Consider the following 12,855-nt stretch of genomic DNA (forward strand, 5'->3'; position numbering starts at 1 on the left):
GAGCGGGGTAGTTGAGGAATCAACCAGACTGTCGGCGCGTTCCACGGGTATGAAGAAAATCGGGTTCCTGTCCTTCGGGCACTGGTCCGACAGCCCGCACTCGCGGACGAGGACGGCGTCGGACGTGCTCTTGCAGTCCATCGACCTGGCGGTGGCCGCCGAGGAGTTGGGCACGGACGGCGCCTACTTCCGCGTGCACCACTTCGCCCGGCAGCTCGCCTCGCCGTTCCCGCTGCTGGCCGCGGTCGGCGCGAAGACCGAGCGCATCGAGATCGGCACCGGCGTGATCGACATGCGGTACGAGAACCCGATGTACATGGCCGAGGACGCGGGCGCGGCGGACCTCATCGCGGGCGGCAGGCTCCAGCTCGGCATCTCCCGGGGATCGCCGGAGCAGGTGATCGACGGCTGGCGTTACTTCGGCTACCGGCCCAGCGAGGGCGACACGGACGCCGACATGGCGCGCAAGCACACCGACGTGCTGCTCACGGTGTTGAAGGGCGAGGGCTTCGCCCAGCCCAACCCGCGGCCGATGTTCGCGAACCCGCCGGGGCTGCTGCGCGTCGAACCGCACTCGCCGGGCCTGCGCGAGCGGATCTGGTGGGGCGCCGGTTCCAACGCCACCGCGGTCTGGGCGGCCGAGAACGGCATGAACCTGATGAGTTCGACGCTGAAGAACGACGAGGGCGGCGCGCCGTTCCACGTGCAGCAGGCCGAGCAGATCCGGGCCTTCCGCAAGGCGTGGACGGACGCCGGCTGGGAGCGCGAGCCACGCGTCTCGGTGTCGCGCAGCATCTTCGCGCTCACCTCCGACCTCGACCGCGCCTACTTCGGCCACGACGGCGAAAGCTCCGACCACGTCGGTTACATCGACGCCGACACCAGGGCGATCTTCGGCCGCACCTACGCCGCCGAGCCCGACGTCCTGATCGGTCAGCTCGCCGAGGACGAGGCGATCGCGGAGGCCGACACGCTGCTGCTGACCGTGCCCAACCAGCTCGGCGTGGACTACAACGCCCACGTGCTCGAAAGCATCCTCACCCACGTCGCACCCGCCCTGGGCTGGCGCTGACGTGCACCTGGTCGAACCGGCGCGCCACGGGCAGAGGTAGTGTGGGCTGCCCGTTCGGCGCCAACCGGCATGGCACCCGTCACGCGGTCGGGCTGTTCACTTGGCACGCGAGGATCGGGACGGGGCTGACGAATGGATGAGGCGCGGAGCACGCGGGTTCGGTCCCGCGTGCTGGAGGCCGTGACCGACGGCGCCCTGCGGGAGCTGGACCTCCGGAAGCTCTTCGACGTGCTGCTGCGGCAGGTGCGCGACCTGTTCTCCGTCGACACCGTCTCGATCATGCTGACCGACGCCGGCGGCGAGCAGCTGGTGACCACGGCGGCCTCGGGCTTGGAGGAGGAGGTCTTCCAGGGCGTCCGGGTGCCGGTGGGCACCGGCTTCTCCGGGCAGGTGGCCGCGCGCCGCGCGCCGGTGCAGATCGACCACGTCGACGAGTCCACCGTGGTCAGCCCGCTGCTGTGGCAGCGGGGACTGCGCGTCCTGCTGGGCGTGCCGATGGTGGCCAACGGCGACCTGACCGGCGTGCTGCACGTCGGCCGCACCACGTCCCGCCGGTTCACCGACGAGGACGTCGACCTGCTGCAACTGGTCGCCGACCGGCTCGCCACGGCCGCGCACGCGCACCGGTCCAGCTCCGCGCGGGCCGCGGCCTCCATCCTCCAGGAGAGCCTGCTGCCCGGGCTGCTGCCGACCACCGAGGGCTGGCAGATGGCCGGCCGGTACGTCCCCGGCACCGACAGCGGCGTCGGGGGCGACTGGTACGACGTCTTCCACCTGCCCGGTGGGCGCATCGGCCTGGTGATCGGCGACGTGGTCGGCAACGGCCTGCGTGCCGCGATCGTCATGGGACGCCTGCGCAGCGCGTTGCGCGCCTACGCCCTGGAGTTCCCCGACCCGGCGGACGTGCTCGGCAAGCTGGACCGCAAGGCCAGCCACTTCGAGAGCCACACGATGGCCACGGTCGCCTACGCGGTCATCGACCCGGCGATCTCCCGCATGGACATCGCCCTGGCCGGTCACCTGCCACCCGTCCTGGCCGCGCCGGGCCGGCCGGCCGGTTTCGTGGACGTCCCGGTCGGCCCGCCCATCGGCTACGACCTGGCCGTCACCGGGCGGCAGGGCACCTCCGTCGACGTGCCCGACGGCGCGTTGGTCGCGTTGTACACCGATGGGTTGGTGGAACGCCGCGAGGAGGACCTGGACGAGCGCCTGGAGCTGCTTCGGCAGACCGTGGCCCCGATACCGGCGGAGGCCGCCTGCGTCCGCATCATGGCCGCCCTCGTCGGCGACCAGGCCGCGTCCGACGACATCGCGTTGCTGGCGGTCCGGCACAACCCCGCCCCTTGAGCTTCGCCTCGCGCGGCGAAAGGGCTTCGGGCGGTTCACGTGGTCGACCGCATTCCGCCGCCGATTGGTGATCGGCGGCGGAATGCGACCCCTCACGGGGAACGGGTGGCTTGCTCTTTCGCAGCCGTGAGCGTCAACGGAGCAAGAATATCCCGTACCGACGGCGGACTGTTCAGCGGGACCGTTTTCGTCGAGCTGGGCGGGTGCCGATGCGGCTCGTCGACTGGGAGAAGGTGGACGTCGCCGGGGCGGGCGCGTGACCAGCACGCACCCGCCCCGGCGGCGGACCGGCGGAAATTAGGTTGTCCGGGCTCGCGGTCCCGATCATGATGCGTCCTATGTACCTGTGACGGCTGCCAACACGATTCGACCTGTCGCGCACCCTCGGAGCCGGTAGACCCGGCTCCGAGGTGGTGACGCGCACTCGTGTGCACCCACAGTCCCCCAGGACCGCGGCGTGATCCGCGTTTCCGCCGAGCCCGGAAAACAACCACAGTGACGAATATCGACCGCGCGGCCCGGTGGGCCGTGCGTCAAACCGCCCTGCCCACCGTCGTGAAGCCCTGCCTGAACTGCTCGGGCACGCGTCACCACCCCTCGGGCAAGTTCCGCGTCAACGCCAACGGCAAGCTCCTCGACGTCTGGCTGCTGATGAGCTGCGCGACGTGCGACCGGACCTGGAAGACGCCGGTCCACGAACGCGTCCACGTCCAGTCCCTGGAGCCCGCTCTCCTCGTCGCGTACGAGGCCAACGACCCGGCCGCCGTGCGGGCGCTGACCATGAGCCCGTCGCTGGCCGCGAAGAACGGGTACCGCCTCGACTGGACCGGCACGTGGGACCTGGTGGTCAGCACCGCCCGCCCGTCGCGCACGGTGCTGATCACCTTCGAACTCCCCGCACCGATCCGCGTCGAACGACTGCTCACCCTCGGCCTCGGCATCAGCCGCGGCGAGGTGCGCCGCATGGTCGCGGACGGCCGCCTTCACCTGCCGATGGCCCCGGATGCCAAGGCACACCGGGACTTCGAGTTCACCATCGACCAACCGGCCACCTCCCGCGACGAAGTGCGCCAACCCGCTCCCCCGCCCACACCCCGCCTCCGCGCCAGCGGCTGATCACCGGCGACCGTCCCGCCCTCTGTCCAGGCGGGACGGTCGCGGCTCGCCACCTCATCTTCACCACAGCCGAGGGTGGAGGCCACCGACGCCACTCAGTTCACCTGAACCGCACGGCGGCCGTCTCGCCTGCTTTCGCGCGACGCGGACTTCTCGGCACCGGACCCGACCTTGAACGTCCCTGTGCTGGGTTAGACTACGCATGGGCAGACGCGCCACGCCCGAGCCGAGTCGGTTGCGCCCACGCCGTGCCGACGCCACCCGGTCAAGGTCTTCGATCGCGCGCAGTTCTTGTCGTGTCCGGTCACCCCGGCACGGAGCGTGGGAAGCCGTGCCGCGCGAGGAGTCCGGCGTGACCGTCAACGATCCCTTCAAAACGCGCGTTCGCGCACGTATGTCCGCCACCGGCGAGAACTACATGACTGCAGCCAGGGCACTGCGCGCGATCGAAGCACAAGGGCAGTTGTCCGCATCGCGGTTGCAGGCCGAGCTGGCCGAGGTGTTTCGCGTCGCCGGCTGGCCGGTCGAGGTCGAGCCCAATCCCGAAGCCGGCGGGCTTCGCCTGTATGCGGGACCGGCAACCCTCCAGGTGGGCCGGGCAGCCCAGTCGCATCGGGCACGTCGTGGAGACGAACACCCCGACGACCCGTCGGTGTTCGACCTCGACTCCCCGTTGGAGGTGGCCTTGTGGGCACCGCTGACCGCCGACGTCGTCGATCACCTGGGCCGAGTCGCGGGCATCGACGGAGAAATCCTGCCCTCAGGCTTGTCGGCCTTGGACCTGTTGAAGCAGGTCGACACCGCTGTTGCCGCCGCCCGTGCCCGCGATCTCGCCGATACGCCCACCGACGACGAGTGCATGGTGTGCGGAGACGCCTACCACAGCAGCGCGCTGCTTCCCTCGACCTCTTCCAAAGAGATCATGGTGTGCCCGTGCTGTGTGTTCGACGGCGACTTGCTCAACCCGTACCCCGCCCGGCTCGCGCTGCACCTGGACAGAACACGGGACGAGGACTTGGCACTACCCGCGGGCTGGGCTGCCGTCGGCACCCTGGTCGCCTGTCTGGCTGGTCCGGGTTTTGGTGACCGGTTACGACGGATGTGGTGGGACAACGGTGCCACGTTCCTCCCGTACACGCACTGGAACACCCCGTCAGACATGTGGATCTGGCTGCCACCGGCTGACCTCAGGCCGCCTGTGTTGGCCGGTTTCGGGTGCGGTGCCAGGCTGGGCAGCATCATCGCCCACTTCGACCACGTCCACCCGAACCTCCGGGAGACCTACCGGGCGCTCGAGCGGGACGAACTCGTGGTCGAGGAGTACGCGGACGATGAGCCGTACACGTGGCTGGTCCCTGAGGAGACCCTGGAACGTGTGTGGCCCGCCGCAGTTGCCTTTGCCATCGCTCTGACCACCCAGCAGCGAGAACGCCCCAACCACCGCGACCCGTGGCACGTGTTGTACTCGTTCGAGTCCGTCGGGGATTGGTTGCAAGCGCTGGACTCCGACCTCGAGTCATTCCACGTGCAGGAGGTATTGGGTACCGGCATCCACCTCGTCCGTGACTTGCTCGATAACGACGTCTGACGAGATCCGCCGACCGGAACGGCTCGGCACCGGCCGTGGCGGTTCGCGCTCCAAGCCGTTCACGTACGCTGCGGCGAATCTCGCATGGGGCGGCCGGCCCATGGTGAGCACCGCGCCGACGGGCGGCTCTTTCCGGGAGGGCACGGCGGCGAATGCGGCTGCGGCCTTCGTCGCCCGGCGACAGGGTGGCAGTTGCCGAGTGATCGGGCCGGCCGTGCAGCCCCGCCTGTGTACCGGCGTCCAGGTCCGGTTCCCGGGAAGCCGGTGTCGCCGAGCAGACCTCGATTTCGGATAGCCGTCCGTGTCCGCCGCATTGCGCTGCGGCTGAAGCGTCGTGTTCGTCCGTGAGAGTGGTGTTCACCGCGTGGCTTTGAGCGCGATCGTCGGGAACGACAGAATCGGTGCCGTGAACGATCTGCCGGACGTTCGGAATGTCACCGGCGGTGGGAGCGTGGGACCGATCGTGCAGGCCGGTTCCATCGGTCACGTGTGGGTCCGCGAGTCGTCCGACCGCGTGCGGGTGCCACGTCAACTGCCGATGGCAGTGCGGGACTTCACCGGACGGGGGGAGTACCTCGCCGCGTTGGATGCCCTGCTCACCCGCGACGAGGACAGCGGCCGCGGCGCGGTGTTGATCTCGGCGCTGGACGGCACGGCGGGTGTCGGGAAGACCGCATTGGCCGTGCACTGGGCACACGGCGTCCAACACCGGTTCCCCGGCGGCACGCTGTACGTGAACCTGCGTGGTTACGGCCCCGACGCCACGGCGGATCCGCGAGACGTGCTGGGTGGGTCCCTCGACGCGCTGGGCGTGCAGCGGGTACCGGCGGAATTGGAGTCACGGGCCGCGCTCTACCGGTCGGCGTTGGCGGGCCGCCGGGTGCTGGTCGTGCTGGACAACGCCGGCTCCGCCGGGCAGGTGCGCCCGCTGCTGCCCGGCGAGCCGGGGTGCCTGGTCGTGGTGACCAGCCGGGCGAGCCTGACCAGCCTGGTGATCGGTGAGGGCGCGACGCCGGTGACGCTGGACCTGCCCACCCCTGCCGAAGCGCTTGAGCTGGTGCGCACGGTCCTCGGTGACTCGCGGGCCGACGCCGAACCCGAGGCGGTGGCCGAGTTGGTCGAGACCTGCGCTCGGCTCCCGCTGGCGCTGCGGATCGCGGCCGGACGCGTCGCGGCGCGCCCGCACCTGACGCTTGCCGAACTGGTCACCGAGTTGCGCAGCGACCCGGGGCGGTGGGACGCGTTGAGCGTCCCGACCGACGAGAACACCGCCGTGTGGTCCGTGTTTGGCTGGTCCTACCACCTGCTCGGCCCGGCCCAGGCACGGATGTTCCGCCGGCTCGGCCTGCACCCCGGCCCCGAGATCGGCGTGCACGCCGCCGCGGCTCTCGCCGGTACCGGGGTGACCGAGGCCAAGCGGCTGCTCGACGCCCTGGTCGAGGCGCACATGATCGAGCCGATCGCCCGCGACCGCTACCGCCTCCACGACCTGCTGCGTGCTTACGCCGCCGGGCGGATGAACCACGATGAATCCCCGAAGGACCATGATGAGGCCATCCGAGCCGTGGTCGAGTGGTACGTCCACCACTCCGTCATAGCGGCGAAGGCAATCGTGCCGGTGCTCACCGACTGGTTCGACACCGCCCCACCGAACTCCGTCGTCACACCCGGGATCCGGTTCGCCGACGCTGCCGAGGCGTGGGCCTGGGCCGAACGCGAGGAGGTCAACGCGTTCACCATCACCCGCGCGGCCGAGCACCATGCGTTGGACTGGTCGACCGCCGCGATGGCTCGGGTCTTCACAGTGTTGCTGTCCATGCGGGGGTTGTGGGCAGAAGCACTCGCGATCTGCCAGGCAGGTCTGGCCGCGGCCCGCCGTCTCGGCGACCATGTCGGTGAGTGCCGACTGGTGCAGACCGCGGCGCACCTGCTTTGGCACTCCGGCGAGTTGGACGAGGCCGAGAGCACGATGCAGACCGCGTTGGCGCTGGCGTACCACCTCGACGACCATCGGTTGATCACCGAGGTTTTGTTCCACCTGGGCTGGTTGTCCGTGGACCGCAAGCGGTACACGGTCGCCGTCGACTACCTGCTGGCCGCGGCGGCACTCGATCCCGGGATCCACAGCGGCAGGGTGGAGTACCTCATCGAGTGTCACCTCGGCGTGGCCCACAGCGGTCTGGGGGACCACGACAAAGCAAGCCGGCACATCGAGAACAGCCTCGCCCTGCTACGGCGGACCGGTTATCTCGGCGACGAGTCCCAAGTGCTGCTCCGGCTGGCACAAGCCCGACTGAGCGCCGGCGACCACCACGAAGCGATATCCCTCTGCGAACAAGCCCTCGACCGCGAGCACCACCCTTCCCATCCCCAGGACCACGCCGCCATCCTCTACACCTTGGGCACCTCACTTCACCGCATCGGCGAGACCTCCCTCGCCATCCGGTCATGGCGTGCGGCCTTGGCGATCTTCGAGAAGTTCGGCGACCCCCGCACGGCCGACCTCTGCCGGCGGCTCGACCTCCTGGAGACCACCTAAACCGGCGAACCGCGCCGGCACCGTCATGCCGGAACTCCACGCCCACCGACCTTCGAGCACCACGTGACGATGGCCTCCGCGACGTGGTCCGCGTGACGGGACATGATGGTGAAGTGGTCGCCTGGCAGGGTGATCCGCTCGTGCGGCCCCGGCCACTCGTGTCGCCACTCGTCGTCGGCCAGCGGTTGCTCGCCTTCCGGGGTCTCCGGCGGGTCGGCGGCTTCCAGCATCAGGACCGGCGTGGTGAGGTCCTGGTCGACCTCCCATTCGCCGTTGTGCAGTCCGATGTAGAGCACCGACGCGGTGATCTTCTCGAACGAGTAGTTCTCCGGCCGCGTGACCGCCTGGTACTGCCGCTGGAAGAACGCCTGGAGCCGCAACGGGATGCGGTCGCTGGTGTAGGTGTCCACCAGCACCACGCCGAGCGGCGGGTTGCCGGACCGTTCCAGGGCCGCGGTGACGGCGTGGGCCTGGGCGCCGCCCGACGAGTAACCCACCAGCAGGTACGGCTTGCCGCCTGCCTGGTCGCGCACGACCGAGGCGAGCACGTCGACCAGCGCGGACCACGAGGACGCCACGGGGGCGTCGGTCTCGTACCCGGGCGGCACGACGACCGTCACGTCGGCCTTGCCGGTGAACTCGGCCGACAGGGAGCTGAAGTTCAACGCCGGTTCCCACGTCGAGATCGACGGCAGGCAGATCAGCTTCGGCAGCTCGTCACCCTCGGCCAGCGGGACCACGCGCACACCGGCGACCAATTCGGCCCGGGTCTCCCCACGCGTGCGCACCGCCGCCGCGGCCTCGGCCAGCGCGGTGGCGGCCGGGTGCAGGCCGCGGCCGACCAGTTCGGCGTAGACGGCGACGAGATCGCGGTTCGCGCTCGGCGCGGGCTCGCGGCGCTCCACGCGATCGAGCAGGTCACGGGCCGCCGCACGCGGTGTCTCGTGGTCGAAGACGAACGTCACCGGCAACGGCACGCCGATGGCCCGGCTGAGCCGGTTCCGCAGCTCCACGGCGGTCAGCGAGTCGAAGCCCGCTTCGCGGAACGCCTTGGTCGGGGTGAGCCCGCCGGCGTCCGCGGCGTGCCCCAGCACCACCGCCGCCTCCCGCCGCACGAGGTCGGTCAACACCTCCACCTTCGCACCGGCGTCCAACCCGGTCAGGACGGGCGCACCGGGCGTGGTCGCACGGGGCGCGAGGTGACGCAGCACCGGGTCGAGCCCGCCGGACCGCGCCAGCTCCCGCAGCGCCCGCCGGTCGGGCAGCACGGGCACGAGCACCGGCTCCGGCGAGGCCAACGCGGCGTCGAACACCCGCAGCGCCTCGTCGGACGCCATGAGCCGCAAACCGGAACGGGCCGTCCACTGCGCCTCGCGTGCCGCCCGCTGCTCGTCGCCGCCGTCGTAGGTCCACAGCCCCCACGCCAGGGAGGTGGCGGGCAGGCCGGCGGCGTGGCGGCGGGCCGCGAGCGCGTCCAGGAACGCGTTGGCGGCGGCGTAGTTGCCCTGGCCGGGACTGCTCAGCACGCCCGCGGCCGAGGAGAACAACACGAAAGCGGCGAGGTCGAGGTCACGGGTGAGTTCGTCCAGGTGCACGGCCGCGTCCACCTTCGGCCGCAGCACGGCGTCGAGCCGCGTGCCGTCGAGGTCGCCGATCAACGCGTCGTCGAACACGCCCGCGGTGTGGATCACCGCCGTCAACCGGTCCACACCGGCGACCAGGTCACGCGCCGCCGCCCGATCGGCGACGTCGCACGCGACGACCCGGACGCGTGCCCCGGCAGCCACCAGCCGCTCCCGCAACGACTCCGCACCCGGCGCGTGCTCGCCCCGCCGGGACGCCAAAACGAGGTCACGCACACCGTGCCGCGCGACCAGGTGTTCGGCCACGACGCCGCCGAGCGTGCCGGTGCCGCCGGTGATCAGGACCGCACCCCCGGGGTCCAGGCGCGGGACGCGGTCGGCGGGCGCGGACCGGGACAATGCCGGGACCAGGACCCGGCCGTCGCGCACCGCGACCTGCCAGGCCGCGGTGTCGAGCACGGCGGGCAACTCCGCCGCGAGTGGCAGGTCCACCAGGCGGAACCGCTCCGGTGCTTCGGCCTGCGCGCTGCGCACCAGACCCCACACCGCGGCGGCGACCGGGTCGGTCCACGCGTCGGTCGTGGCGACGACCAAACGCGCAGGCCCGGTCAGGAACCTTTGCAGCGCAACAAGAACCTCACCGAGCACCTGACGGGCGCGGGTCGGCTCGTCACCGGTGCCGTGCGGCACGCGCAGCAAAACCCAGGGCTCGTCACCGGTCGCGTCGGCGACCGATGGGATCCGCACCGTGCCGATGGGCGCGGGTGACAGCGGTTCCCACCGCACGACGAACGGCGTCGGCGCGTTCGCCAACGGGCGGATGACCACCGACCCGACCGTCAGGACCGGCGCGCCGTCGGCGTCGGCGAGTGCCAGGGCCAGGCCGTCGGACGTGGTCGAGAGCCGCACCCGCGCGGCCGTTCCGGCGCGGTCGTGGACCGTGACCCGGTTCCACGCCAACCCGATACCGGGCTCACCGCCGACGCGGAACGCGGGGTGGAACGCGGCGTCGAGCAGTGCCGGGTGCACCGCGTACCCGGCGGGGTCGGTGTCGACGGCGATCTCCCCGTACCACGCGCCCTCGGCCTCCCACGCGGCCCGCAACCCCTGGAAGGCGGGGCCGTAGTCGTACCCGGCGTCGGCGAGCGCCGCGTAGAAGTCGCCGAGATCGGCCTCCCGCGCGCCGGCGGGTGGCCACGCGGTCAGCGCCACCGGCGGATCGCCTTGCACGGCAAGCGTTCCGGTGGCGTGCCGCGTCCACTCGCCGTCCACGCGGGAGTGCACCTCGAACGGCCGTTCCCCGGCGGCGTCGCGGTCGCCGACGACCACCTGGACCAGCGGCTGGTCCGCGTCGCCGAGCACCAGCGGCCTGCCGACCACCAGTTCCCGGACCACGGGGCAGCCGACCCGTTGGCCTGCTTGCAGGGCCAGTTCCACGAACAGCGACCCGGGCGCCGACACCGCGCCGGAGATCACGTGGTCGCCCAGCCACGGGTGCTGCTCGCGGGACAGCCGCCCGGTCAGCACGAGGCCGTCCGCCGCCGGGTCCTCCACGGCGGCACCGAGGACCGGGTGCCGCACCGCGTCCAGGCCCACCCGCGCGAGGTCGCCGGTCGCGGCCGGGCCGGGTGCGAGCCAGTACCTGCCGCGCTCGAACACCGTGGTGGGCACGGCCGCCGGTGCCGCGGTGGGCAGCACGGCCGGCCAGTGCACGGTCCCGCCGTGCGCGAACACCTCGGCCAGGGACCGCACGAACCGGTCCACCCCGCCGTCGTCGCGACGCAGCGTGCCGACGACGGCGGCCGGGGTGTCCGCGAGCGTGCCCGAGATCGACGCCGTCAGCACCGGGTGCGTGCTGACCTCGACGAACAGGCCGAAGCCCTGGTCGCCGAGCACGTCGATCGCGTCGGCGAACCGGACCCGGCCGCACAGGTTGCGCCCCCAGTACCCGGCGTCGATCGGCGTCCGCACCCACTCCGCGTCCACAGTGGACAGCCACGGCACGGTGGGCGTGCGGCCACGCACGTCCGCCAGCAGCTCGACCACCTTCGCCGCGATCGGTTCCGCGTGCCGGGTGTGCGAGGCGAACGACGCGGCCACCCGGCGCACGCGCACGTCCCGCTCCCGGTAGTGCCGCTCGGCCTCGGCGATCGCGTCGTGGCCGCCCGCGAGGACCACGGAATCGGGCCCGTTCACGGCGGCGATCTCGACGTCGTCCCAGTCACGCACGTCGCGCTCGGCCCGCGCCACGCCCACCGCGACGGTCAGCAGGCCGCCACCGCGACCCAGTTCGGCACCGGTCGCGCTGCGCAACGCGACGACCTTCGCGGCGTCCTCCAGCGTCAACGCGCCCGCCACGCACGCGGCGGCGATCTCGCCCTGCGAGTGGCCGACCACGGCGTCCGGCTCGACCCCGCGGGAACGCAGCAGCGCGGCCAACGACACCACCACCGCGAACGTCACCGGTTGCAGCACCTCGACGCGGTCCAGCGAACCCGCGCCGAGCACGACGTCCCGCAGCGAGAAGTCCACGTACGGCGACAGCGCGCGCTCGCACTCCTCCATGCGCGCGGCGAAGACGGGCTGCGACTCCCACAGCTCCCGCCCCATCCCGACCCACTGCGCACCCTGGCCCGGGAACACGAACACCGTCCTCGGGTTCTCCGCCGCGACACCGGTCACCACGTCCGGCGAGGACCGGGCCGCGGCGAGGTCACGCAGCCCGGCGACCGCGTCGGCACCGACGACCACGGCGCGGTGCTCCCAGCGCGCCCGCGCGGTGGCCAGCGTCCACGCCGCGCCGGCTCGCGACGGCGGCAGGTGGTCGGCCAGCCGCGCGGCCAGCGCGGCCAGCGCCGACGCGCTGCGCGCGGACAACACCAGCGGCAACGGGCCGTCCGGTTCGGTGACCGGCTCGCGCTCGACGGCGGGTGCTTCCTCCAGCACGGCGTGCGCGTTCGTGCCGGACACGCCGAACGACGACACGGCGGCTCGCCGTGGACGGCCGTTCGCCTGCCACGGCACGGGTTCGGTCAGCAGCTCCACCGCACCCGTCGACCAGTCCACCCGGTCGGTCGGGCGGTCCACGTGCAGCGTGCGCGGCAGCAGGTCGTGCCGCATGGCCAACACCATCTTGATCACACCGACGACACCGGCCGCCGACTGGGTGTGGCCGAGGTTGGACTTCACCGAGCCCAACCACAACGGCCGAACCCGCTCCTGCCCGTACACCGCCAGGATCGCCTGCGCCTCGATCGGATCACCCAACACCGTCCCGGTGCCGTGCGCCTCCACAACATCCACATCGGACGGATCAAGCCGGGCGCTGCGCAACGCCTGGCGGATCACGCGCTGCTGAGCCGGACCATTCGGCGCGGTCAGCCCGTTCGACGCACCGTCCTGGTTCACCGCCGAACCACGCACCACGGCCAAGATCTCCCGACCGTCGCGCTGAGCATCCGACAACCGTTGCAACACCAGCACACCGACGCCCTCCGACCAGCCGGTGCCGTCCGCACCGGCCGCGAAGGACTTGCACAACCCGTCGGACGCCAACCCGCCCTGCTTGGACAACTCGGTGAACATCCCCGGCGTCGCCATCACGGTCACG

Annotated in this window: 6 protein-coding genes; 5 read left to right on the forward strand and 1 reads right to left on the reverse strand. The window is 71.6% G+C overall.

Going from position 1 to position 12,855, the window contains the following annotated elements:
- The first annotated feature begins 49 nt into the window (after positions 1–49).
- The 5 genes from KZQ38_RS34845 to KZQ38_RS34865 all read left to right on the forward strand — a co-directional run bounded on the left by KZQ38_RS34845 (position 50) and on the right by KZQ38_RS34865 (position 7,662).
- On the forward strand, positions 50–1,072 hold the full coding sequence (locus KZQ38_RS34845; RefSeq protein WP_219448292.1) for an LLM class flavin-dependent oxidoreductase: 1,023 nt from the start codon (positions 50–52) through the stop codon (positions 1,070–1,072).
- Positions 1,073–1,204: 132 nt separating this feature from the next.
- A complete protein-coding gene (locus KZQ38_RS34850) occupies positions 1,205–2,419 on the forward strand; it encodes a PP2C family protein-serine/threonine phosphatase (protein WP_219448293.1) in 1,215 nt (404 codons plus the stop codon).
- Positions 2,420–2,914: 495 nt separating this feature from the next.
- Positions 2,915–3,535, forward strand: coding sequence for a DUF1062 domain-containing protein (locus KZQ38_RS34855; protein WP_219448294.1), 621 nt, complete (start codon positions 2,915–2,917; stop codon positions 3,533–3,535).
- Positions 3,536–3,887: 352 nt separating this feature from the next.
- On the forward strand, positions 3,888–5,123 hold the full coding sequence (locus KZQ38_RS34860) for a hypothetical protein (RefSeq protein ID WP_219448295.1): 1,236 nt from the start codon (positions 3,888–3,890) through the stop codon (positions 5,121–5,123).
- A 451-nt stretch (positions 5,124–5,574) separates the two neighbouring features.
- A complete protein-coding gene (locus tag KZQ38_RS34865; RefSeq protein ID WP_219448296.1) occupies positions 5,575–7,662 on the forward strand; it encodes an ATP-binding protein in 2,088 nt (695 codons plus the stop codon).
- A gap of 23 nt (positions 7,663–7,685) precedes the next feature.
- On the opposite strand, the gene KZQ38_RS34870 is transcribed toward KZQ38_RS34865, so the two are convergent.
- Positions 7,686–12,855, reverse strand: a 5,170-nt coding sequence (locus KZQ38_RS34870) for a type I polyketide synthase (RefSeq protein ID WP_219448297.1), incomplete at its 5' end; no start/stop codon positions are given.

It is taken from the genome of Saccharothrix obliqua (assembly GCF_019375475.1).
Classification (GTDB): Bacteria; Actinomycetota; Actinomycetes; order Mycobacteriales; family Pseudonocardiaceae; genus Actinosynnema; species Actinosynnema obliqua.

What these genes read in the sequence shown, in the direction of transcription:
- KZQ38_RS34845 (WP_219448292.1), top strand. Translation starts at nt 50, where the DNA reads ATGAAGAAAATCGGGTTCCTGTCCTTCGGGCACTGGTCCGACAGCCCG.
- KZQ38_RS34850 (WP_219448293.1), top strand. Translation starts at nt 1,205, where the DNA reads ATGGATGAGGCGCGGAGCACGCGGGTTCGGTCCCGCGTGCTGGAGGCC.